The organism is Ensifer sp. NPDC090286 (assembly GCF_044769565.1).
GTDB lineage: Bacteria > Pseudomonadota > Alphaproteobacteria > Rhizobiales > Rhizobiaceae > Ensifer.
Window position 1 is genome coordinate 174,078 of record NZ_JBIVYF010000006.1, and the last position, 22,354, is coordinate 196,431.

At 62.8% G+C, this 22,354-nt stretch carries 19 protein-coding genes and 1 pseudogene; 5 read left to right on the forward strand and 15 right to left on the reverse strand.

Annotated features, from left to right (window positions below):
- Positions 1-67: 67 nt before the first annotated feature.
- The 11 genes from ACIQUG_RS27630 to tolQ form a co-directional block, all read right to left on the reverse strand.
- Positions 68-901, reverse strand: coding sequence for an outer membrane protein (locus ACIQUG_RS27630; RefSeq protein ID WP_402325408.1), 834 nt, complete (start codon positions 899-901; stop codon positions 68-70).
- Positions 902-1,088: 187 nt separating this feature from the next.
- On the reverse strand, positions 1,089-1,922 hold the full coding sequence (locus ACIQUG_RS27635; RefSeq protein WP_402325409.1) for an outer membrane beta-barrel protein: 834 nt from the start codon (positions 1,920-1,922) through the stop codon (positions 1,089-1,091).
- A gap of 375 nt (positions 1,923-2,297) precedes the next feature.
- On the reverse strand, positions 2,298-3,650 hold the full coding sequence (gene glmM, locus ACIQUG_RS27640; RefSeq protein ID WP_043623214.1) for a phosphoglucosamine mutase: 1,353 nt from the start codon (positions 3,648-3,650) through the stop codon (positions 2,298-2,300).
- 316 nt (positions 3,651-3,966) lie between these two features.
- On the reverse strand, positions 3,967-5,910 hold the full coding sequence (gene ftsH / locus ACIQUG_RS27645) for an ATP-dependent zinc metalloprotease FtsH (protein WP_077959806.1): 1,944 nt from the start codon (positions 5,908-5,910) through the stop codon (positions 3,967-3,969).
- Between the two features lie 100 nt (positions 5,911-6,010).
- Positions 6,011-7,345 carry a tRNA lysidine(34) synthetase TilS gene (gene tilS / locus ACIQUG_RS27650; RefSeq protein WP_402325411.1) on the reverse strand — a complete coding sequence of 445 codons (1,335 nt, stop codon included), beginning with the start codon at positions 7,343-7,345 and terminating at the stop codon, positions 6,011-6,013.
- Positions 7,335-8,363 (reverse strand): tol-pal system protein YbgF, encoded by a 1,029-nt coding sequence (gene ybgF, locus ACIQUG_RS27655; RefSeq protein ID WP_205237853.1) that lies wholly within the window; start codon positions 8,361-8,363, stop codon positions 7,335-7,337. Before ybgF ends, tilS begins: the two co-directional genes overlap by 11 nt.
- 263 nt (positions 8,364-8,626) lie before the next feature.
- Positions 8,627-9,160, reverse strand: coding sequence for a peptidoglycan-associated lipoprotein Pal (gene pal, locus ACIQUG_RS27660; protein ID WP_034806256.1), 534 nt, complete (start codon positions 9,158-9,160; stop codon positions 8,627-8,629).
- A gap of 297 nt (positions 9,161-9,457) precedes the next feature.
- Positions 9,458-10,744: a Tol-Pal system beta propeller repeat protein TolB gene (tolB, locus tag ACIQUG_RS27665; RefSeq protein WP_245281720.1), complete on the reverse strand. Its 1,287-nt coding sequence runs from the start codon at positions 10,742-10,744 to the stop codon at positions 9,458-9,460.
- A 106-nt stretch (positions 10,745-10,850) separates the two neighbouring features.
- Complete coding sequence (locus ACIQUG_RS27670; protein WP_402325412.1) at positions 10,851-11,930, reverse strand: hypothetical protein; 1,080 nt, start codon at positions 11,928-11,930, stop codon at positions 10,851-10,853.
- A gap of 9 nt (positions 11,931-11,939) precedes the next feature.
- A complete protein-coding gene (tolR, locus tag ACIQUG_RS27675) occupies positions 11,940-12,392 on the reverse strand; it encodes a protein TolR (RefSeq protein WP_034806246.1) in 453 nt (150 codons plus the stop codon).
- A gap of 27 nt (positions 12,393-12,419) precedes the next feature.
- Positions 12,420-13,142 (reverse strand): protein TolQ, encoded by a 723-nt coding sequence (gene tolQ / locus ACIQUG_RS27680; protein ID WP_034806243.1) that lies wholly within the window; start codon positions 13,140-13,142, stop codon positions 12,420-12,422.
- A gap of 435 nt (positions 13,143-13,577) precedes the next feature.
- Between tolQ and ligD the strand changes: the two are divergent.
- A pseudogene (gene ligD / locus ACIQUG_RS27685) lies at positions 13,578-14,579 on the forward strand (non-homologous end-joining DNA ligase); the annotation flags it as partial.
- 27 nt (positions 14,580-14,606) lie between these two features.
- On the opposite strand, the gene ybgC reads toward ligD, so the two are convergent.
- Positions 14,607-15,062, reverse strand: coding sequence for a tol-pal system-associated acyl-CoA thioesterase (gene ybgC, locus ACIQUG_RS27690; protein ID WP_043624113.1), 456 nt, complete (start codon positions 15,060-15,062; stop codon positions 14,607-14,609).
- 124 nt (positions 15,063-15,186) lie between these two features.
- On the opposite strand from ybgC, the gene ACIQUG_RS27695 reads away from it, so the two are divergent.
- From ACIQUG_RS27695 to ACIQUG_RS27710, 4 genes are all read left to right on the forward strand, one after another.
- Positions 15,187-16,407 (forward strand): NAD-dependent epimerase/dehydratase family protein, encoded by a 1,221-nt coding sequence (locus ACIQUG_RS27695; protein ID WP_402325414.1) that lies wholly within the window; start codon positions 15,187-15,189, stop codon positions 16,405-16,407.
- Positions 16,404-17,264, forward strand: a complete 861-nt coding sequence (locus ACIQUG_RS27700; protein ID WP_402325416.1) for a glycosyltransferase — start codon at positions 16,404-16,406, stop codon at positions 17,262-17,264. The genes ACIQUG_RS27695 and ACIQUG_RS27700 overlap by 4 nt, the downstream gene beginning before the upstream one ends.
- On the forward strand, positions 17,261-18,196 hold the full coding sequence (locus ACIQUG_RS27705) for an NAD-dependent epimerase/dehydratase family protein (protein ID WP_402325417.1): 936 nt from the start codon (positions 17,261-17,263) through the stop codon (positions 18,194-18,196). Before ACIQUG_RS27700 ends, ACIQUG_RS27705 begins: the two co-directional genes overlap by 4 nt.
- Before the next feature lie 134 nt (positions 18,197-18,330).
- Entirely contained in the window at positions 18,331-19,539 is a 1,209-nt protein-coding gene (locus ACIQUG_RS27710) for a hypothetical protein (protein ID WP_402325418.1), read from the forward strand.
- Positions 19,540-19,663: 124 nt separating this feature from the next.
- Here the strand turns inward: ACIQUG_RS27710 and ACIQUG_RS27715 are convergent, their stop codons facing one another.
- From ACIQUG_RS27715 to ruvA, 3 genes are all read right to left on the reverse strand, one after another.
- On the reverse strand, positions 19,664-20,566 hold the full coding sequence (locus ACIQUG_RS27715) for a metallophosphoesterase (RefSeq protein WP_402325419.1): 903 nt from the start codon (positions 20,564-20,566) through the stop codon (positions 19,664-19,666).
- Positions 20,567-21,610, reverse strand: coding sequence for a Holliday junction branch migration DNA helicase RuvB (ruvB, locus tag ACIQUG_RS27720; RefSeq protein WP_402325420.1), 1,044 nt, complete (start codon positions 21,608-21,610; stop codon positions 20,567-20,569).
- Positions 21,611-21,706: 96 nt separating this feature from the next.
- Positions 21,707-22,324 carry a Holliday junction branch migration protein RuvA gene (gene ruvA, locus ACIQUG_RS27725; RefSeq protein ID WP_043625531.1) on the reverse strand — a complete coding sequence of 206 codons (618 nt, stop codon included), beginning with the start codon at positions 22,322-22,324 and terminating at the stop codon, positions 21,707-21,709.
- Positions 22,325-22,354: the final 30 nt, after the last annotated feature.

A 22,354-nucleotide genomic window follows, 5' to 3' on the forward strand; every position in this document is an offset into this window, starting at 1 on the left:
GCGTCAGGCGGAAGCATCGAGCGGGCGGCATCATCGCCACGCGCCGAACCTCATGCGCATGAAGACGTTAGAACGAGAAGCGCAGACCCGCGCGGATTTCGTGACGGGAAAGCCCATCGTCGAAGCCCTTGTCGCCCCGCGCGCCGGCCAGCGCTTCGGCACCAAAGCCGAACATCTCGCCGTCGGCGATATGGGAGTAGCGGTAGCCGACATCGAGCTTCAGCTGATCGCTGAGATCGTAGGAAACGCCGGCCATCAGGGCATAGGTAAACCGCCAGCTATCGCGCCCCTCGTAGGAGGTGGAGCCGCGCGCTCCAGCGCAGGCGCCGCCGCCGGCAACGCAAGTCGCCCGTTCGACTGCCGTATCCCAATTGAGACGCGTCGCGCCGAGACCGGCGCCGACATAGGGGGTGAAGCCCGCGAGCGTGCCGAAATCGACATAGGCGTTCGCCATCAGGCCAAGAGCGGAATAATCAGCCCCGGTTGAAAATGCGCAGGACGTTCCCGCCCCCTGCCCCGCGCACGGGGCGGCCGACGATGACGAACCGTTGAACCGGCCCTCGAAATACTCCGCCGTCAGGTCGGCACGGAACGTGTCGGTAAACTGGTAGCCGACGCCAAGTGACCCGGAGAACGGCTTGTCGAAACGGGCGTTGTCGAAAGTGGTGCTGTCGTATGTCGACGTGCCTGCATCGAAGGTTCGGTAATAGGGATCGCCCTCGCTACGCCAGGGCGCATAACCGATATCGCCGCGCAGGTAGATCGCGCTGGCGCCAGCAGCTTCTTTTTCGATGGTGATCTCCGGCGCATTCAGGAGCTCCTCATCGGCAGCGAATGCCGCGCCGGAAAGGAGCAGGCCGGCACCAAAAGCGGCCCCGCAGAACCCGTTTCGCCAATCCATGCCCATGCCCTTTCACCACTGCTATCGGTGCGGGATGGCGCACTGCCGTCACCGCTTCGTTCAGCGTTAACTATTGGCAGCGACTGGTTAACTCGCGGTTAACCATGCCCGTTAGGAAACCAGCAAAGATTGGCCGCAACGAAAAAGGCCACCCGAAGGTGGCCTTTGTATCAACTGGTCTGGTCGTTCACTTGTAGACGATCGGCTCCGGCTCGTAGGGCACTTCGCAGACGCTGCCGAACGAGTAGCGCAGACCGGCGCGTGCCTCGTGGATGTAGAAGCCCTTGTCGAAGCCCGGGCCGCCGCCATTGGCGTAGCCGAACATGTCGCCATCGTCGACCTGGCGGAAGCGGTAGCCGACGTCGGCCTTGAGGTTGCAGGTGAGGTCGATGGCCGTACCGGCCATCAGCGCATAGGTGAAGCGCCACTTGCTCTCGCCGTCATGCCCTGTCGTCGGGTCGCAGTTGCCGGGATTGCCGATTTCGCAGCTGGTGTTACGCAGCTTGTCCCACTTGACGTGGGTGGCACCGATACCGGCACCGACATAAGGCGTGAAGGCGCCGTAGGTGCCGATGTCGACATAGGCGTTGGCCATCAGGCTCCAGGCGGAAACCGAGGTGACGTCACGCGAGCGGCAAGGACCCGGGAAATTGCCGCAGCCGCCCACCGTCGAGCCGGTAAAGTCGCCGCCACCCCAGTAGTCGGCCGTGATGTCGGCGCGCAGATAGTTGTTGAACTGATAACCAACACCGACACCGCCGACCCAGGAATCATCGATATCGGCTGTTTCGAAGTCAATCAGGTTGCCCGGCGAGGTTGGGGACCTGCCCTGATAGTAGTTCGCACCGCGCAGGTCGTTCCAGGCGTAACCGACGTCACCGCGCAGGTACCAGCCGCTGGTCTGGATGACCTCGACCGGCTGTTCCGGCACCGGCTCCATTGGCGGTTGATAGACATCTGCAGCGTAAGCTGCCGTGCCGCTGAGCAATATAGCAACAACGCCACTCAAAATTCTCTTCATGGCCCACTCCAATACATTTCGTTGCTTGGCTCACCATGAAACCGGTGCCCAAATCCCGTTGTTGGTTATGGATAATGAGGAGCAAAGGTTAAGTTCCGATTAACTACAATCGTTTACCGAGTTTGTTAAACATCGGATCTATTCTTGTAGTTGTCATGCGACGTTACTGTCAGCAACGGAGCATCCGTAAGGCACACCTAAATAATTTGGCAAGACAAAGCGCTAAGGGTGGACATTGCGGAAAGCACATGCTCGGCAAGCGACGCGTCCGCACGGGGAAAAGTCTCCGACGCGGCACATGGCTGACGCACCGTCCGCACAAAAAAGAGGCCGGTGCAACGCACCGGCCCTGGAGGGAAACCAAAGGTCTGACGTTTAAGCCGCGTTGCGCACGCTGCCGATGACGTTGACCAGTTCGTCGACGATGCGCTCGACCTGGCCGCGATCGTCGCCTTCCGCCATAACGCGGATCAGCGGCTCGGTGCCGGACGGGCGGATCAACAGACGACCAGATTTCGCAAGCTCCGCCTCCGCATCCGCAATCGCCTGGCGCACGGTCGCGTCTTCAAGCGGCTTGCCGGCGGAAACACGCACGTTCTTCAGCACCTGCGGCACCGGCTCGAAGCGGTGGCAGACCTCGCTCACGGTCTTGCCCTGGCGCTTGATCACCGCAAGGATCTGCAAGGCCGCAACAAGGCCATCGCCCGTCGTGCCGAAATCCGAGAGCACGATGTGGCCCGACTGTTCGCCGCCGACATTCAGTCCGTCCTGGCGCATCTGTTCGACCACATAGCGGTCGCCGACCTTGGTGCGGCGCAGGTCGATGCCGCGCCCCTTGAGGTAACGTTCAAGACCGAGGTTCGACATCACGGTGGCAGCAACCGCGCCACCGCGCAGCATGCCATCCTCGGCCCAGCTGTCGGCAATGACGGCCATCAGCTGGTCGCCATCAATGACCGTGCCGTTCTCGTCGACGATCAGCACGCGGTCGGCATCGCCGTCGAGTGCGATGCCGATATCGGCGCGCACTTCATGGACCTTCTTGGAAAGAGCAGCCGGATGCGTCGAGCCGCAGTCGAGGTTGATGTTGAGACCGTTCGGCTCGGTGCCGATGCTGACGACCTCGGCGCCCAGTTCCCAAAGTGCGGTCGGAGCCACCTTGTAGGCCGCGCCATTGGCGCAATCGATTGCGATCCTCAGACCCTGAAGCGTGACGTCGCGCGGCAGCGTGCGCTTTGCGTGTTCCAGGTAGCGATAGATGTCGCCATCGACGCGCTTCGCCCGGCCGATGTCTTCGGACTTTGCCAGCTGTCCAGAGAGGTCCTGATCGAGTAACGCTTCGATCTTCTGTTCGATATCGTCGGAGAGCTTGTAGCCGTCAGGTCCGAACAGCTTGATGCCGTTGTCCTGGAAGGGATTGTGCGAGGCGGAGATCATCACGCCGATATCGGCGCGAAGCGACCGGGTGAGCATGGCCACGCCCGGCGTCGGGATCGGCCCGAGCAGGAAGACGTCGAGACCGGCGGCGGTGAAGCCCGCCACCATCGCGTTTTCGAGCATGTAGCCGGAAAGACGCGTGTCCTTGCCGATCACCACCCGGTGGCGATGGGCGCCATTGCGAAAGATCGTACCGACGGCGATGCCGACCCGCATCGCCAGGTCCGGAGTCATCGGAAACATATTGGACTGGCCGCGAATACCGTCGGTGCCGAAATACTTGCGCTTCATAAGAGCTCCATCGTTCTGCCGGGTCAGCGCGGGCTTTGCCAGCTTCGCCTGTCTGCGGGGTGCGCGACTGGGTTTCATTGACCGGACCTCATTTCATATCGGCGGTTGCCGTACGCCTCGGATCGTCATGCCCACCTATGGCCATGCGATCGCAACACATGAGTCTTCTTTGACACAAAAGCGCAGCAAACGGCAGCGAGCCTAGCATCAGAAATCATTACATCCCGTTACCAAATGCCAGGTACAAAATCGCCAACGAAAAACCGCCGCTCCACTCAAGGAACGGCGGCTTCAATACATGGCCGACAGGTGTCGGTTATTGCGGCTGCGGCTCGAACCCGCCTTCGGACTCTTCGCCCTTGTTGCCCGCCGAACCTTCCTTCTTGGCACCAGCCGAAGGAACGGCCGAGCCACGATGCGGCGGCGTGTCGTCGCCGAGATCGCGTGCCGGCTTTTCTCCGCGGATCAGCGCCTTGATTTCTTCGCCGGTCAGCGTTTCGTATTCGAGCAGGCCTTCGGCAAGCGCCACGAACTCGTGGTTCTTTTCCGTCAGGATCTTGCGGGCGGTCTCGTAGGCCTCATCGATCAGACGACGGATTTCGTTGTCGATCTTCTGGGCGGTCGCTTCCGACACGTTCTTCTGCTGGGCAACGGAGTGGCCGAGGAAGACTTCCTGCTGGTTCTCGCCGTAGGAAACCTGGCCGAGCTGATCGGAGAAGCCCCATTGCGTCACCATCGCGCGAGCAAGCTTGGTGGCCTGTTCGATGTCCGACGATGCGCCCGAGGTGATGTTCTCCTTGCCGAAGGTCAGTTCTTCGGCGACGCGTCCACCCATCATGATGGCAAGACGCGAGACCATCCACTTGTAGCTCATCGAGTAGCGGTCGCCTTCCGGCAGCTGCATGACCATGCCGAGTGCGCGACCGCGCGGGATGATCGTCGCCTTGTGCAGCGGATCAGCCGAGGGAACGTTGAGCGCGAGGATCGCGTGACCGGCTTCGTGATAGGCGGTCAGCTTCTTCTCGGCCTCGGTCATCGCCGACGAACGACGCTCCGCGCCCATCATGATCTTGTCCTTGGCATCCTCGAACTCGAGCATGGTGACAAGACGCTTGTTGCGACGGGCGGCCATCAGGGCAGCCTCGTTGACGAGGTTCATGAGGTCGGCACCGGAGAAGCCGGGCGTACCACGTGCGAGCACCTTGAGATCGACATTCGGCGCCAGCGGCACGTTGCGCACATGCACCTTGAGGATGCGTTCGCGGCCGTTGATATCTGGGTTCGGCACGACGACCTGGCGGTCGAAGCGGCCCGGACGCAGCAGCGCCGGGTCGAGAACGTCAGGACGGTTGGTCGCAGCGATCAGGATGATGCCTTCATTGGCTTCGAAGCCGTCCATCTCCACCAGCAGCTGGTTGAGCGTCTGTTCGCGCTCGTCATTGCCGCCGCCGAGACCGGCGCCACGATGGCGACCGACGGCGTCGATTTCGTCGATGAAGATGATGCAGGGTGCATTCTTCTTGGCCTGCTCGAACATGTCGCGCACACGGCTGGCGCCGACGCCGACGAACATTTCAACGAAGTCCGAACCGGAGATCGTGAAGAACGGCACATTGGCTTCGCCGGCAACCGAGCGGGCCAGCAGCGTCTTACCGGTACCGGGAGGACCGACGAGCAGCACGCCGCGCGGAATGCGACCACCGAGGCGCTGGAACTTCTGCGGGTCGCGCAGGAACTCGACGATTTCTTCCAGGTCCTGCTTGGCTTCGTCGACGCCGGCGACGTCGTCAAAGGTGACGCGGCCATGCGCTTCGGTCAGAAGCTTAGCCTTGGACTTGCCAAAGCCCATGGCGCCTCGCGAACCGCCCTGCATCTGGCGCATGAAAAACAGCCAGACGCCGAGGATCAGAAGCATTGGAAGCAGGGTGCCGATATAGCTGAGGAACCCGGACGAACCGTCGGTTTCCGGGCGAACCGTGACCGTCACGTCCTTGGCTTCAAGGCGCTCGGTGAGCGCCGTATCGACTGAAGGCGCGTAGGTCTGGAAGGTTGCGCCGCTTTCGGAATAGCTGCCGATTACTTTCGAGCCGGTGATCACGACTTCCTTGACGCGGCTCGCATCCACGTCTTTCAGGAACTGCGAGAACGGAATCTCGCGCGAGCCGGTGCGCTCCGTCGGCTGTTGGAACATGCTGAACAGTGCGATCAGCAGAAGCGCTATGATTGCCCAAAGGGCAAGATTACGAAAATTAGGGTTCATCGAACTCCCCGGAACCTGTCACGACCCGCGCATTTCGCGAGCCGCTGTCTTGCTCCCTAACATAGGGTTCTGGTGACGTATTGCCAAGGCAAACCGCCGGCTACCGTTCCATTTCTGTCAACAGATCGTGAACCGGCGGCGGAGGATAAGGCTCTCGTCCGAACAATCCGGCGATCCGATCGGCCATGATCCGGTCGAAACCCGGCAAAAAGGTGTCGTAGAGCCCGATCCGCGGCTCGATTGTGACGGATGCGACACTTTCGCCGTTCCCAGACAGGACCTTCGGCGCCGAAAGCGATGCACGGCCGGCAACGCCCGGTGGCAGACCTGCGGCAATAAGTCTCTGCTGTTGTGGCCCGCCCCTGCCTTCTGCCGCGACGGAGATGGGCGTGCTTGCGCCGTTGTGCACATGGAAACGGCCGTCCCATGTTGCGGCCTTACCGCCCGCAAGCGTCAAGGTCGTCAGGCCGCGCGCCTCGCGATAGAGGTAAAGTCCGCTTGCGCGCAGGTCGAACACGCATCGTCCGGCCGTCATCCTGCCGGGCGTTGCCTCCTGCAGAAACGCCGCCACCCGCTTCACCGTGTCGGCTGCGGGGATATGCGCGCGGCCGCCGACGACGGCCACCAGCGCGAGCAGCGCCCGCTGCCAATCGACGTTGTCGCGATGGTCGGCGAGAGCAAGCGGGATCTCCACCACCAGGCCCGCATGCACGCGCACCTGGCGGGTGAGGAAGCCGGCAGCCCTTGCCGACGACCGGGCCCTGGCTCCAGCATCCCATGCCCCCTCCTCCGCTCGCGGCGATTGCGCCAATTCAGTCCGGACGCGGACCCGCTCGAAAGTCGGATTGGCGTTGCTCGGGTCATCGAACCAGGTCACGTCGCGCGTCGCAAGAAAGGCACGGATCGACGCCCGATCAAGACTAAGGAACGGCCGCAGCACCCAGACCCGGCGGTCGTAAAGAGTGGCGCTCGCCATCCCGGATGCACCCGGCGCCCTTTGCATTCGCATCAGGATCGTTTCGCGCTGGTCGTCGCTGGTGTGGCCGGTGACGATGCAGCCGGCCTCAAATCGCTCGGCGGCATCCGCCAGCAACCGGTAGCGCGCCTCGCGCGCTGCCGCCTGAATGCCGGTCGGCGGCTTCGCGCCATCCCAGCGCATGATGAGGTGTGGGACGTCGATGCTAGCGCAGAACGAGGCAACACCGCGCGCTTCCTCGGCCGATTCCGGCCGCAGCGCGTGATCGACCGTACATGCGGCCAGTGAAAATCTCTTGGGTTCGGCTGCCTCGATCGCCTCGTTCAGGGCGAGAAGCAAGCCCTTGGAATCGCTCCCGCCGGACACGGCGACGAGGATGCGCGTTGGGCGAAGAAAGGAGGCAAGAAATCGTTTTGCCGTTTCGACAACGGCTGTCGGCGCGGGAGCCTCAGCAGCCAAAGCGGCTCTGCTCGCTCGTCACCTTCGCCTTCACCGCAGGCGAGGCCTTGGGATAGCGCTTGTTGACCTCGCCCAGCGTCGCGCAGGCGGTTTCCTTGTTGTCGAGCGCGCCGAGCGACATGCCGAGCTTCAGAAGCATTTCGGGCGCCTTCGGCGATTTGCCGTGGGCCTGATGCGCATTCAGGAAGGTTTTTGCGGCGTCGCTGTACTTGCCCTGCGAATATTGGGCTTCGCCCAGCCAGAAGCTGGCATCGGCTGCCTTGTCGCCCTTCGGAAAAGCGGCCAGGTAATCCCCGAATTCCTGTTCGGCGGTGCTGTAGTCGCCCGACAGCACATGGCCGTAGGCCGACTGGTAGAGGTCGCCGGGATTGTCGAGGGACGCGGTCTGCTGGCTACCGGGATTGCTGTTCAGGCCGCCATCGGCCGGTGCACCGGAATCAACGCCGGGAAGCGTGGCGTTTGCGCCCGGCCGCCCATCGGTCGTCGCTGCGACCGGATTGCCGTTCTCGTCGAAGACGATCTGCCCGAGTGTCGACGGCGGGGCCGCGCCATTGCCGCCCTGGCCTGCTCCGGGCGAAACGCCGGAAGACGCCATGTCGTTGCCGCCGGCTGCCGGCGCCATGGTCTGGCTATCCGTCACCCCCGGGGTGACGGACGCCTGATCGCTGGTTTTCGGCGTCTGCAGAGCGCCGCTCTTCTTGGGGGAGGCCTTGCCGCTTTCCAGATCCTGGAAGCGGAACTCGTTGTCCTCCTGGAACTTCCGGATCTGCTCCTGCATCTGCAAGAGCTGGAAGCTCATTTCCTCGATACGCCCGTTGAGCGAGCGGATCTGTTCTTCGAGCTGGCCAATCCGTGCGGTTTCGGCCGACTGCACCTTCACGACGGGCAGGTTCTGCACGCCGCTGTTGGTCTCAGCCGTTCGGGCCAGCAGCCCTGAAAGAGGCATGGCGTTCGCCGTCTGGCCGAGACCCGCAAGGGTCGCAAGACCGATCAGGCCCGCCACGACAAATTTCTTCATTTCATTTGTCCTGTTCGAATACCGGTTGTCCCACCCTTGACCAGGGGCCCGCAATACATCTCGCCGAGTCATCTGGGTGATTGCCGCACAGTTTTCCAATTGCCCTGAAAAAGCAACGGAGTTCGGCCAAAGTGTGGTAAAAAAGCAAAGGGCGGCCAAGGGCCGCCCTTTTAATTTAGCGATCTGTGATCTCCGGAACACGCAGCGCCTCCTCGGATCACGTCGTGATTCCGGGCCACGCGATGCGCGCGGCCGCGGCATCATTACATGCCTGCGCCACCGAGAACGGTAACGGCGCGGCGGTTCTGCGACCAGCAGGAAATGTCGTCGCAAACGGCGACCGGCTTTTCCTTGCCGTAGGAGATCGTCTTCATGCGGTTCGACGGCACGCCCTGGCTGATCAGGTAGTCGCGTGTGGAAGCCGCACGGCGGGCGCCGAGCGCCAGGTTGTATTCGCGCGTGCCGCGTTCGTCGGCATGGCCTTCGATGGTGATCGCGTAGTTCGGGTACTTGGCGAGCCACTGGGCCTGACGAGCGAGCGTCTGCTGCGCGTCGGCGCGGATCGAAGTGGAGTCGGTGTCAAAGAAGATGCGGTCGCCGACATTGACGGTGAAGTCCTGCTGCGAGCCCGGCGTTGCCGAACCGGCGCCACCGAGGCCGAGTTCGCCAGCACTGCCCGGCAGGTTCTTCTTCGATGCACAGCCAGCCAGGGCAAGCGTCATGACCAGGGCGATCATGACCGGGTTGCGAGCGATGGTCTGCATGCGGCCTGCGGCCGGGGTGTCAATTCGGCTCATACGCCGGTCTCCTTGAGAAGTGTCTGAATTCACGGTTGCCAGACTGTAACCGGAAGCGGTTAATCGCTATTCAACAGTTATGGTTAACAAATCGATAATTTCGGCTCGGGCCCTGCTAGACCAGCACTTTGCGGCGAGAAAGCGGCATCATTGCCACATTTTCCCGCCGCAAATCGGATCAGCCTGCAGCGGGATCAGGAAATAAGGACGCGGCTTTCCGCGGGCCTCCCGCCCTCAAGCAGACGAGAGGCGATCACGTCACCGGCTTTGGATCGGGCGACCCAAAGCCGTCGTGAACTACTCGAGCAGCGGCGACCAGGCCGGGTCGGATGCGAAGCCCTGCGTCTGGATCAGCTGCTCGTTGTAACCCGACAGATCGATCGAGTAGAGCTGCGGTCCGCCGGAACCGGCGCCCTGGCGGAAGAACATCAGGACGCGGCCGTTCGGCGCCCAGGTCGGGCCTTCGTTGTGGAAGCCGGTGGTCAGGATACGTTCGCCCGAACCATCGGTCTTCATCACGCCGATCGAGAACTTGCCGCCCGACTGCTTGGTGAAGGCGATGAGGTCGCCGCGCGGAGACCAGACCGGCGTCGAATAGGAGCCGTCGCCGAAGGAGATGCGGCGCTGGCCGGAGCCGTCGGCACCCATGACGTAGATCTGCTGGCGGCCACCGCGATCGCTTTCAAAGGCGATCTGGCTACCATCCGGCGAATAGGACGGCGCGGTGTCGATCGCCGCGGTATTGGTGAGGCGCGTCGTGGTGCGCGAGCGCAGGTCCATGGTGTAGATGTTGGCGTTGCCGTCCTGCTGCAGGCTCATGATGACCCGCTGGCCATCCGGCGAGAAGCGCGGTGAGAAGGTCATGCCCGGGAAGTTGCCGACCACCTCGCGCTGTCCGGTTTCCAGCTGCAGCAGGTAGACGCGCGGCTGCTGGTTTTCGAACGACATGTAGGTGACTTCCTGGCGGTTCGGCGAGAAGCGCGGCGTCAGAACGATGTCGTTGGAATTGGTGAGCGCACGGGCGTTGAAGCCGTCCTGGTCCATGATGGCGAGCTGACGCTTGCGGGCCGTCTTCGGGCCGCTTTCGGCGACATAGACGATGCGGGTGTCGAAATAGCCCTTTTCACCGGTAACGCTCTGATAGATCGCGTCGGCGATGATGTGGGCCACGCGGCGCCAGTTTTCCGGCTGGGTGAAGAACTGCTGGCCGGTCATCTGCTTGTTACCGAACGTATCCCACAGGCGGAACTCGGCCTTCAGCCTGCCGTCGCCTTCCTGCGTCACGCGACCGGTGACGAGCGCCTGGGCGTTGATGACCTTCCAGTCCTCGAAACGCGGCGTCGCATCCGGATTGCTGATCTTCTCGATGAAGGCGCCCTTGTTGATCGGCGCGAACAGACCCGAACGCTTCAGGTCGGCTGCGACCACGTCGGAGATCTTCTGGCCGAGTTCGCCCTGGAGGAAGTCGGTAACAGCAATCGGCAGCGGTTCGACGTTGCCCTTGTTGATGTTGATTTCGACTTCAGCGTTCGCCGGCGTCACCGCCGCCACGACGGCGACTAACATGCCCGCGGCCACCATCATGGCGCGGATAAGAGAGACCTTGATCATAGAGACAAGCCTTTCAGCTTCGTACGAAGGGTTTGCAGGGGTGGTTTGCTATCCGGCATGGGTTCCAATCCCGGCAGCTCTAGAGTGCGAATTCCGAGGGGTCGAAGTTCAGCACGAGGGTATTCCATCCTTTTTCGCCCTCATATTTTTCAGGCGGCAGGTTCTGTAGCGGGGCCGAACGGCGGATCGCGCGCAAGGTGCTGCTTTCAACGGCGCGGCGCGTACCTTCCGGACCGCCGGTTGCGGTAACCTCGGGCGTGCCGACGATATTGCCGGCCTGGTCGAGCTGCACGCGGACCGTCACGCGGACTTCCTCGACGCCCGTCAGGCCGGGGGTCAGCGACCAGTTGCCCTGGATCTGCCCCTTCACGCCGTCGATTTCGTTGGCGCTCAAGCCCACGCCGATCGTCTTCTTGCCGCCAAGGGCCGCCTCTTGCGTCGAGCGCTTGGCGCCACCGGCGGACGGATCCTGCCGATTGAGCAGGGCGGCGATCTCGTCGGCGTTGAACTTGCTTTCCTCGGTGGAGGCGGCCTTCTTCTGTTCCTTCGGCGTTGCCTCGTTCTTGCGCTCAGGCGTCTTGGCGCTCTGGGCGGGCTTTTCGACCTTCGGCTTCGCAGCCGGCGTCGGCACCTTCTCGGGCAACGCTTCGGCTTCCGGGTTTTCGGCCGGCTTTTCTTCAGCCGGGGCCGGATCGGGCTTCGTCTCCGGCTTCACTTCCTGCTTGGGTTCCGGCAGGGCCGCAACTTCGGTCGCAGGCTCGGAAGCGGGCTTGGATTCCTCGACCTTCTTGATCTCCTGCTCGACCGGATCGGGCGTCGGCTCGGGCTTGTCGTTCTTTTCAGGCGACGCCGTGGCTTCGCTCTTCGACGGCTTGGCGTTCGGCGTCGGCGGGGTCTTCAGGTCGGTATCATTGTCGCCGACATTTTCAGCCGGCTGGTTCGTCTCCGGACGCTTGGTCGGAACCGGCGACGAATGCTCCTTCTTCGGTGCCTTCTTGTCGCCCTGCTGAACCTGCGTCATCTCCGAATAGGGAACGATGTCGACAGGCAAAGCCTCGACGTCGGCGACCTGGAAGTCAGCCGGGCTGCCAAGCGACACCAGCGCCCAGGTCAAGACCATGGCGTGGAGGACAGCAGATGTAGCGAGACTGCCCTTCATCGTGGACGATCACTTTTCCTGTTCTTGCAGCGTGACGAGGCCGAGGTTCTTGAACCCGGCGGCAGAGATGCGGGCCATGACCTTCATGACCGTGCCGTAGTCGGCATTGGTGTCGCCGCGCACATAGATGCGCTCGTTGTAGCCGGTGGTGGCAATAGCCTCGAGCTTCGGCACGACTTCATCGATGGCGATCGCGGTTTCCTGCAGGTAGATCTCGCCGGCCGGGTTGACCGAGACGGTGATCGGCTGCGTATCGGAATTCAGCGCCTTTGCCTGCGTTTCCGGAAGATCGATCGGCACGCCGACCGTCATCATCGGTGCGGCCACCATGAAGATGATCAGGAGCACGAGCATGACGTCGACGAACGGCGTCACGTTGATCTCGCTCATCATGGCTTTCTTGCCGCCGCGGCGACGACGTCCGCCACCCGAACCTTTGGCTCCGCCAACCGACATACCCATCAGCGTGGTCTCCGTACTCTCTGGCGATTACTGCGCGGCCTGGCGCGGGTTCTGGAGCTTCTCGTCGATCTGCCGCGACAGGATGGCGGAGAACTCGTCGGCGAAAGCTTCCATGCGTGCCGACAGCTTGCCGGCGTCGGCCGAGAACTTGTTGTAGGCGATAACCGCGGGGATAGCGGCGAGAAGGCCGATCGCGGTGGCGAGCAGCGCTTCGGCAATACCGGGCGCCACGACCGCAAGGTTGGTCGACTTCGAACCGGCGATCGCCTGGAACGAGGTCATGATACCGACGACCGTACCGAAGAGACCGATGAACGGCGCTGCCGAACCGATGGTCGCGAGCGAGCCGAGGCGGGCCTCCAGCGATTCCGATTCCCGGGCGAGCGTCACGTCCATGGCGCGGTCGATACGCATCTGCAGGCCGATCGGCGAACGGGCACCGCGCTCGAAGCTCTTCTTCCATTCGCGCATGGCGGACACGAAGATCGCGCCCATGCCGGCCGTCTGGCGGTCGGCAAGCGTGCGGTAGAGTTCTTCCAGCGACTGGCCGGACCAGAACACCTGCTCGAAGCTGTCGAGCTGGCGACGGACGCGACCGTAGTTGAGCGTCTTGTCGACGACGATCGCCCAGGTCCAGACGGAGGCTGCGACCAGCCCCAGCATGACCAGCTTCACGACGAAGCCCGCTTGCATGAATAGCGACCAAAGGCTCACATCGTGTGTTGCCGCGGCCAATCCAACCTGTTCCATCGTCTTCAGTCCCCGAATCCAAACACCCGGCAAGAGCGGTTCATGCTCGTGACCGGGTAGCCCAAACGTCCTGTTTGCAAGAGTGCCCGGCACCGCCGCAGATCGCACCATCGCGACCTTAATTAGCTTTAGGTTGCCTTCTCTCCGTCAATTTTGGTCAAAGGATGACGTGCAGTGCACAAATCCTGATGCGATGATTAAGACACCATTATGGTTAAGAGACCGTTACCGTTGTGTGTCTTTACAGCGTCACCTTCGGGGCGGAACTTACCCGCTACCGCCACGTTTCTTGACCACGACCCGATCCTCGACCGGACGTTGCGACAAGTTGCCATTCTCGCGATATCCTGACCTTGATGACATCGGGCATGTCGATCTCCAGACCGGCCAGGGGCCGTGGACCATCCAATCGCGCTGCGGGTGATGAGAATGACCGAAACGGAAGACACCGCCACCAATCGGAACAAGGGCAAGCCGGCCCCCGGGACATCGAAGGGGTCTGGGGCGACACCCGCGAGGTCTCGTCCGGCCGCCCCTGAAGAGACGGTTGCCGGCGTCACAATCACGCATCCCGAACGGCTGCTGTTTGACGGCGGCATCAGCAAACTGGATCTTGCCCGCTATTACGCAGTGGTCGCCGATCGCATGCTGCCCTACGCCGCCAGGCACCTGCTGTCGCTCGTGCGCGCCCCGCAGGGGCTGAAGGGACCGCGCTTCTACCAGAAGCATGCCGGGGATGGTTTTCCCGAAGAGATCAAGGAAATGGCGATCACCGAAGGTTCCGGCGAAACCGAAAACTACATGTACGTGCACGATGCCGCCGGCCTGGTCGCCGCGGTGCAGATGGGATCGCTCGAATTCCACATCTGGGGTTCGAGGGTCGACGCGCTTGAAACACCGGACCGGCTGGTCTTCGACCTCGACCCGGACGAAGGCCTTGATTTCGGCATGGTCAAGACCGCAGCGACAGCGCTTCGCGATGCGCTCTCCGCCATCGGATTGGCGTCGATGCCGATGGTTACCGGCGGCAAGGGCGTGCACGTGATCGTGCCCTTGGCAGAGCACGCCACCTGGGCGCAGGCCAAGGCCTTTGCCAAGACCTTTGCGCAAGGCTTCGCCGATCGCGAACCGGACAAGTTCATCGCCACCATGTCGAAGGAAAAACGGAAAGGGCGGATCTTCATCGACTGGCTGCGGAACGAACGCGGCTCGACGGCGATCGCCCCCTACTCGACCCGCGCACGGGCCGGTTGCCCGGTCGCCACGCCCGTCAGTTGGGAGGAGCTTGCCGGTCTTGACGCCGCCAATAGCTTCCACATCGCCGACAGTCTCGAACGGATCGAACGCGACACGGATCCCTGGCGGGACTTCGCGAAGGCGAAGCAATCCTTGACCGACGAGATGCTGAAGCAGCTCGGCGTGGAAGCGGCGGAGTAAGCCCGCATGCGTCCCGGGCGTGCCGGCCTAGCCGGCGCTCTCCTTGGCATGCTGGAATTTGTAGGCCAGCGCCTCCGGCAGCCGCCGCGGGCGGCCCTGGGCATTGATCACGGCGATGATCACCTTGGCAGCGATCAGCAACTGTTCGCCGCGGCGGATTTCCTGCTGCAGCACCATCTTGGCGCCGCCCGCCTTCTCCGTGACGGTCGTGATCGTCAGGATGTCGTCCATGCGCGCCGGCGCCTTGAAGTCGATCTCCATGCGATGGACGACGAAGACGAGGCCCTCGCTGTCGCCCTCGATCGCCAGCGTCGCCTGTTCGACGCCGAGCAGCCGCAGGAAATCGGTGCGGGCGCGCTCCATGAAGTGCAGGTAGCGGGCATGGTAGACGACGCCGGAAAAGTCGGTGTCTTCGTAATAGACGCGCTGGATCAGCTGGTGGCCGTTTTCGGTCAGTTCGCCTGCAAGCGAAATCAGGGACATACTTTTCTCCGAAAGAATTTCCCGTTTCCTGTGCAGGAACAAAAAGCCGTTTGCAAGCATTGCAGCCTTGTCACAATCCTATCCTATCACGTGACGGACTTCCTTTGCGATCAGGAGAACGTGCATGAAGATTGCGATTCTCGGCGGCGACGGTTTCGTCGGCTGGCCCACGGCCCTTCATTTGTCCGATGCCGGTCACGACGTTCATATCCTCGACAATCTCTCCCGCCGATGGATCGATACGGAACTGGGCGTGCAATCGCTGACGCCGATGGACTCGATCCAGGAACGCACCCGCATCTGGCATGCCGAAACCGGCCGCCGCATCCATTTCAACCTGATCGATCTTGCCCGCGACTACGAGCTTCTGAAGAACTGGCTCGCCGAACATCGCCCTGATGCCATCGTGCATTTTGCCGAGCAGCGCGCCGCCCCCTATTCGATGAAGAGCGACCGCCACAAGAACTACACGGTCAACAACAACGTCAACGCCACCCATAATCTGCTGAATGCGTTGGTCGAACTTAGCCTCGATGCCCACCTGGTTCATCTCGGCACCATGGGCGTCTACGGCTACTCCACCATCGGTGCGGCGATCCCCGAGGGTTATCTGCCTGTCGGCATCGAAACGATGGGCGGCGAGACCGTCAGCCAGGAAATCCTCTACCCCGCCAATCCCGGCTCGATCTACCACATGACCAAGTGCCTGGATCAGTTGCTCTTCCAGTTCTATGCCAAGAACGACGGGCTCAGGATCACCGATCTGCACCAGGGCATCGTCTGGGGCACCCACACCGAGCAGACGCGCCGCCACCCGCAGCTCATCAACCGCTTCGACTATGACGGCGACTACGGCACGGTCTTGAACCGTTTCCTCATCCAGGCGGCGATCGGCTATCCGCTGACCGTGCATGGCACCGGCGGCCAGACCCGCGCCTTCATTCACATTCAGGATTCGGTCCGTTGCATCGAGCTGGCGCTCACGAACCCGCCGGCGCGCGGAAGCCGCGTCGAGATCTTCAACCAGATGACCGAGACCCACCGGGTGCGCGACCTCGCGGAGATGATCGCCACGATATCGGGCGCCCAGGTCGCCTGGCTGCCGAACCCGCGCAAGGAAGCCGCCGAGAACGAACTCGTCGTGCACAACGAGAAATTCCTGAGCCTCGGCCTCAACCCGACGCGGCTGCAGGATGGGCTTCTCACGGAAATCGTCGATGTCGCCAAGAAATTCGCCTATCGTGTCGACCGAACGCGCGTGCCCGCCGTCTCCGCCTGGACCAAGGACATCGCGCCGCTCATCAACCACGACCCAGAGGGCAAGCGGCTGAAATCTGTTTCATGAGATCGACCGATCCTTCGGAGGGGCTCCGCCCCTCCTCGCCTCCCCAAGCCGACAATGCCTATGTGACGCTCGTCACCAATGCCGACTATGCGCTTGGCGCCCGCGCGCTGGCGCGCTCCATAAGGCTGACGGGCACGAAGGCCGATATCGTCGTGCTCCATACCGGCGGCGTTTCGCACGAGGCGCTGGCGCCGCTCGCAGAATTCCAATGCCGCCTGGTCGAGACCGACCTGCTGCCGCTCTCCGATGCCTTCAATGCGCGTCATCAGCGCCGGAACGTGCATGAGCAGGCGCCCTTCACCAAGGGCCGCAAGCCCGACTTCCACTCGCCGCTCGACAACTTCTGCAAGCTTCGGCTCTGGCAGCTTGGCGAATACCGACGCTGCGTCTTCATCGACGCCGACGCGATCGTGCTCAGGAATATCGACCGGCTGTTCGCCTATCCGGAATTCTCGGCCGCCCCCAATGTCTACGAAAGTCTTGCGGATTTTCACCGGCTGAATTCCGGCGTCTTCGTCGCCGAACCGTCATGGGCGACCTTCGACAGAATGCTCACTCAGCTTGACGCGCCGGCCGCCTTCTGGCCGCGCACCGACCAGACCTTCCTGCAAGCCTTCTTCCCCGACTGGCATGGCCTGCCGGTGACGATGAACATGCTGCAATATGTCTGGTTCAACCTGCCCGAACTCTGGGACTGGAGCGCGATCGGCGTGCTGCACTTCCAGTATGAAAAGCCCTGGGAGAAGGATCATCCGCGCCGGGAGGCCCTGCAGCCGCTGATCGATCTCTGGCACGGCTATCTCACAGGAGAGGCTATTCCGGACATCACATCGCTCGCCCACCCGGCCTGCCGATGAGCCGGGTGCTTGTCTCCGGCGGCACAGGCTTCGTCGGCCGTTTCATCGTCGAGCATCTGCTACAGGCCGGGTACGAGGTGGTGGTCGGCGGGCGCACGCGGCCCGCCGGCACCTTCGTCGGCGGACCTGTTGATTTCGTACCTCTGTCGCTCGATCCGACGAGCGATCGCAGCGCGGCCTTCGCCAATGTCCAGTGTTTCGTCCATGCCGCGTTCCAGCACATCCCCGGCCGATATCGCGGCGGCGAAGGCGACGATCCCGAGGGCTTCCGCCGCACCAATCTCGATGGTTCGGTTCGCCTGTTCGAAACAGCACGCGAACAGGGCGTGGAGCGCTGTATCTTCCTGTCGAGCCGCGCGGTCTATGGAGCACACCCGGCGGGCGCGGTGCTGACCGAGGGGTCGGCCTGCCACCCCGCGAGCCTCTATGGCACGCTCAAGCTTGAGGCGGAGCGGCAACTGGAACTGCTCAGCACGAACGACTTCAAGACAGCGAGCCTGCGCGTCACCGGCGTCTATGGAGACCCGGGCAACGGGGCGTCGCACAAATGGCAGGCCCTGTTCGACGACTATCTGCAGGGCCGCCCAGTTGCCCCGCGGGCCGGCACAGAAGTGCATGGCGACGATGTCGCAGCCGCCGCGCGCCTCGTGCTTGAAGCGGAAGCACGCCGCCTACCGGCTTCGGTCTTCAACGTCTCCGACATCCTCGTCGACAGCCGCATCATTCTGGAAATCGTGCGCGAAATCACCGGCTGCACGAACGACCTGCCCGAACCGGCCGCATTGGCTGATTTCAACGCGATGGACTGCGACCGCTTGCGCGCGCTCGGCTGGACGCCGGGCGGGCTGCCGCGGCTGCGCGAGACGATCGAAAAGCTGCTCGGCCGAGGCCGCAGCACAGAGCCGTTCTGTGTCGATCAAGGACTCCTTTAAGGAGTATTGGTTTACAATTTAACACCACAGGTTGCTCTCGAAAATCCGCGCTATGTTGGCTGTGCGGAGCGGTTCCGCTCCGCGCAAAAGCTCAACCCTCCCGTCGATCGACGGCGCTTCGAAGGAAATCAATCATGCCTATCGAGACGTTGAATCCTGAAGTCTGGAAGCTTGTCGGCACTTTGAACGGTGAATGGAAAACGAATGGCGCCAATGATTTTGGCTGGGGTACGGTCAAGACCTCATCGCAAACCTTGACCGCAAACGCCTTGCTTTCGGTCTACAAACTGATGCGCGGCAACCAGAACCTGACGCGTGACTACTATCTCGTCGTCGGGGATGTCTATCACGGCATCCAGGGCTCGCCGTCCAACCCGTCATCCAATTGGGTGTCGGTCGGCTTTTACGCCAATCAGATGAAGCTGCGCCTCGAAACGAACTCGGCGCAGGCGCGGCTGGTAACGTTCGGGCCCAACAGCACCGTCGAGCAGGCGACGATCAGTTTCTCGATCGGCGGCGAACTCAGCGCCGAATACAGCAAGGAAGGCCCGAAGGGCGGCGCCTCGCTCAGCGCCAATGTGGGTGTCAGCTTCACCGCCTCCGAGGTTTCGTTTGCGGCGCGGCCCGCAACGCAATCGATCGAGTGGCAGGCGCGGCTGCCCCATGTCGGCTGGGTGTCGCCAGGAGTACCGGCAAATCCCGGCCGTCCCTCCTATGCCGGCTACATCTGGAATGCAGCCGCGATCATCGAGGTCCCGCAAGGCGCAACGCCCAACTTCAAAGGGCGCTTCGAGGTGGACTTCGAATTCAATTGGACGCGCGGCATTCGCAAGCGGTCGTTCACGCCCGAGATCGATCTCGTCTACCAGTCCCTTACCAGGACCGGCACCAGCGAGATCGAGGTCGTTCCGCCGCTGCCGACGATACTGGAGACCTTGCGCTCCCTCGCCTCTTCGACCGGCCGGGACGGCAAGACCGACACCTTCCTAGCAGCGCTGGAAAACTCTCGCGTGATCGATGCCCTCGGCGACAGCAATCTCGACCAGATCGTCATCGCGCCGACCAATTTGGCCGTCCAGACCTACTTCGACAAGCACCCGCAAATCGCGCTCGAGGCGGTTTCGCCGGCAAACCAGGCCTGGCTCGATAGCTGGGTCGCCGAACGGATCATCAGCACACCGCCCGGCTCAGTTGAACTGGCAACGCTCAGCCCGTCGGTGAAGAGCATGAGCGAGGGGGAATGGTACCAGTGCGCCGACGGCCTGCTGTTGGTCACCGACACCTACGAGGTCGCGTCCGGCCTGCGGGGCGCACTGCGAAGCGGCGCCATCCGGGCCGCCTGACGCGCCGTGACGAGCGGGCGCCCTGCTCGGCTCAACAGAGCGGGCGGGCGGAGGAAAACGGGCCTGGCGTCGTCTTGACGCCAGGCTCTTTCAGAGCGAGACCAGCAAGCCTGGAATTTGTCGCTCAGCCGAGATCGATCACCACGATCTCCGGCGGCATGCCGAAGCGAACCGGCGCAAGCGAGCAGCCGAGACCGCCGGAAACGATCAGATTGCAATCGTTCTCGGTCACATGGCCATAGGCGTAGCGCTCGCCGAAACGCGAGGGCACGACCGGCGCATAGCCGAGAAACCGCACCTGGCCGCCATGGGTATGGCCCGACAGCGTCAGCGCGACACGCGATGGAACGCGCGGGAAGACATCCGGCTCATGCGCCATGAGGATGACCGGATCGGCATCGCTCACTTGGGCGAGCGTACCGTCGAGGTCGTCGAGACCACCCATGTGCCTGCGCTTCCATTTTTTACCGGGCAACAGCGCAAGCTGATCTTCGAGGCCGGCGACCCAGAAACCCTGCCCGTCCTTCTCGAAGCGGGCAGCCCGGTTGCTGTAGACGTTGATGCCGACGTCCTGCAGCGCCTTGTGCCCAAAGGTCGGTCCGCCACCGTTCTTCTGCGCCGTCCTGTCTTCCCACCAGTCGTGATTGCCCATCACGGCGTGCACGCCGAGCGGTGCCTCGAGGACTGCGAGCGCCTTCGACCATTCGCTGGAATGCACATAGCTGGTGACGAAGTTCATGCCGGCCACATAGTCGCCGAGCAGCAACGTCATATCGCCGCCAAGCGAGTTGGCCTGCCGGCAAATCGAAGCTATGCGGCTCGCCGGCATCCAGGGCTCGCAGGCGTGGATGTCGGTAAGCACGACGACGCGCAGCTTCAGCCCCGGCGTCCAGTTGGGCGGCGTCAATTTGTATCGGGTGACGTTCAGCCGGGCCAATGGTTCGACGGCAAAGGCGTAACCGCCGAGGGCTGCCATACTGGCGATACCACCGCCGATCAGTTTCAACAATCCGCGGCGGCTGATCATCTAGTCGTCGTCCTCTAATGTCAGGCGAAACTGGGTCGCCTCCATTTCCTTGGGGGGATTAAGGCCGATATGTTTCCAGGCATTGGCGGTCAAAATACGGCCGCGCGGTGTGCGTTGGATGAAGCCCTGCTGGATCAAATAGGGCTCGATGATATCTTCGATCGCATCGCGCGGCTCCGAAAGGCCGGCGGCGATGGTTTCGATCCCGACGGGACCGCCGCCGAAGTTCTGCGCGATCATGAAGAGATAGCGCCGGTCGAGCTGGTCGAGGCCCATATTGTCGACGAGCAGCCGCGTCAGCGCCTCGTCGGCGAGTTCCTTGGTCACGGCTTCCGCACGCGCCACTTCGGCGAAATCGCGCACCCGGCGCAACAGCCGGCCGGCGATGCGCGGCGTGCCGCGGGCGCGACGGGCGATCTCGCGGGCACCGTCGTCGGTCATGCCAAGCCCCATCAGCCGGGCTCCGCGCCGGACGATCGATTCCAGTTCCTCGACCGTGTAGAAATTGAGCCGCACCGGAATGCCGAAACGGTCGCGAAGCGGCGTCGTCAGAAGGCCAAGCCGGGTGGTGGCCGCCACCAGCGTGAACTTCGACAGGTCGATCTTCACCGACCGTGCCGCCGGGCCTTCGCCGATGATGAGATCGAGCTGGAAGTCCTCCATCGCCGGATAAAGGATTTCCTCGACCGCCGGATTGAGCCGGTGGATTTCGTCGATGAAGAGCACGTCGCGCTCTTCGAGATTGGTGAGCAGGGCGGCGAGATCGCCGGCCTTGGCGATAACGGGGCCGGAGGTCGAGCGGAAATTGACGCCGAGTTCCTTGGCCATGATCTGCGCCAGCGTCGTCTTGCCGAGACCGGGCGGGCCGACGAAGAGCACATGGTCGAGCGCCTCGCCGCGGTTCTTTGCGGCCTCGATGAAGATCTTCAGGTTGGCGCGCGCTTCCGCCTGGCCGGTGAAATCGTCCAGCGTCTGCGGGCGTATGGTCGCATCGATGTCTTCACCGCGCTTTTCCGGCGTAATCAGGCGTGCGGCGTCAGTCATGCGTTCGTCCCATTCGGTCGGGCAGCTCAGCGCTGCAACCCGTCATCATGCCGGGCACGAGGCGTTCTGCCTTCTGCACCCGGCCAAGGCAAGCGTTCATCGCGCCAGTTCCTTCAGGCCCAGGCGAATGAGCTTGGCGCTGTCGCCGCCTTCGCCGCCGTTCTTCAGGGCCGCCGCAACGGCATTGGCCGCCTGGTCACGCGAGTAGCCGAGATTGGTGAGCGCCGAAACCGCATCGGAAACCGGCGCGGAGGCAACGCCTTCGCCAAGCTCCTGCTTGAGGCCGATCGACGCCGACATCTCGCCGGCAAAGGACGGCGCCTTGTTCTTCAGTTCCGTGACGATGCGCACCGCCACCTTGGGCCCGACACCGGGCGCACGGGAGACGGAGGTCTTGTCCTGCAGCGCGATCGCATTGGCCAGTTCGCCCGGCGTCAGCGTGGAAAGCACGGCCAGCGCCACCTTCGAACCGACCCCCTGCACGCTCTGCAGCAATCGGAACCACTCCCGCTCCAACGCCGTCAGGAAGCCGAACAGCTTCAGTTGGTCCTCGCGCACATAGGTCTCGATGAAGAGGATAGCCGCCTCGCCAGCAGACCCGAGCCTGGACAAGGTGCGCGCCGAGCAAAAGGCAACGTAGCCGACGCCATGCACATCGAGCACGACGTGATCCTCGGCGATCTCGTCGATGGTACCCTTCAATTTGCCGATCATATGGCGTCTCTCGCGGTGGGTTCTGGATGG

Coding starts and splice junctions, on each gene's coding strand:
- ACIQUG_RS27695 (WP_402325414.1), top strand. CDS start 15,187: ATGAAGATTGCGATTCTCGGCGGCGACGGTTTCGTCGGCTGGCCCACG.
- ybgF (WP_205237853.1), bottom strand. CDS start 8,363: ATGAAGAAATTTGTCGTGGCGGGCCTGATCGGTCTTGCGACCCTTGCG.
- ybgC (WP_043624113.1), bottom strand. CDS start 15,062: ATGTCCCTGATTTCGCTTGCAGGCGAACTGACCGAAAACGGCCACCAG.
- tolR (WP_034806246.1), bottom strand. CDS start 12,392: ATGGGTATGTCGGTTGGCGGAGCCAAAGGTTCGGGTGGCGGACGTCGT.
- ACIQUG_RS27630 (WP_402325408.1), bottom strand. CDS start 901: ATGGATTGGCGAAACGGGTTCTGCGGGGCCGCTTTTGGTGCCGGCCTG.
- ACIQUG_RS27715 (WP_402325419.1), bottom strand. CDS start 20,566: ATGATCAGCCGCCGCGGATTGTTGAAACTGATCGGCGGTGGTATCGCC.
- ACIQUG_RS27700 (WP_402325416.1), top strand. CDS start 16,404: ATGAGATCGACCGATCCTTCGGAGGGGCTCCGCCCCTCCTCGCCTCCC.
- ACIQUG_RS27635 (WP_402325409.1), bottom strand. CDS start 1,922: ATGAAGAGAATTTTGAGTGGCGTTGTTGCTATATTGCTCAGCGGCACG.
- tolQ (WP_034806243.1), bottom strand. CDS start 13,142: ATGGAACAGGTTGGATTGGCCGCGGCAACACACGATGTGAGCCTTTGG.
- tolB (WP_245281720.1), bottom strand. CDS start 10,744: ATGATGGTGGCCGCGGGCATGTTAGTCGCCGTCGTGGCGGCGGTGACG.
- ACIQUG_RS27705 (WP_402325417.1), top strand. CDS start 17,261: ATGAGCCGGGTGCTTGTCTCCGGCGGCACAGGCTTCGTCGGCCGTTTC.
- ACIQUG_RS27670 (WP_402325412.1), bottom strand. CDS start 11,930: ATGAAGGGCAGTCTCGCTACATCTGCTGTCCTCCACGCCATGGTCTTG.
- ACIQUG_RS27710 (WP_402325418.1), top strand. CDS start 18,331: ATGCCTATCGAGACGTTGAATCCTGAAGTCTGGAAGCTTGTCGGCACT.
- ftsH (WP_077959806.1), bottom strand. CDS start 5,910: ATGAACCCTAATTTTCGTAATCTTGCCCTTTGGGCAATCATAGCGCTT.
- pal (WP_034806256.1), bottom strand. CDS start 9,160: ATGAGCCGAATTGACACCCCGGCCGCAGGCCGCATGCAGACCATCGCT.
- glmM (WP_043623214.1), bottom strand. CDS start 3,650: ATGAAGCGCAAGTATTTCGGCACCGACGGTATTCGCGGCCAGTCCAAT.
- ruvB (WP_402325420.1), bottom strand. CDS start 21,610: ATGACTGACGCCGCACGCCTGATTACGCCGGAAAAGCGCGGTGAAGAC.
- ruvA (WP_043625531.1), bottom strand. CDS start 22,324: ATGATCGGCAAATTGAAGGGTACCATCGACGAGATCGCCGAGGATCAC.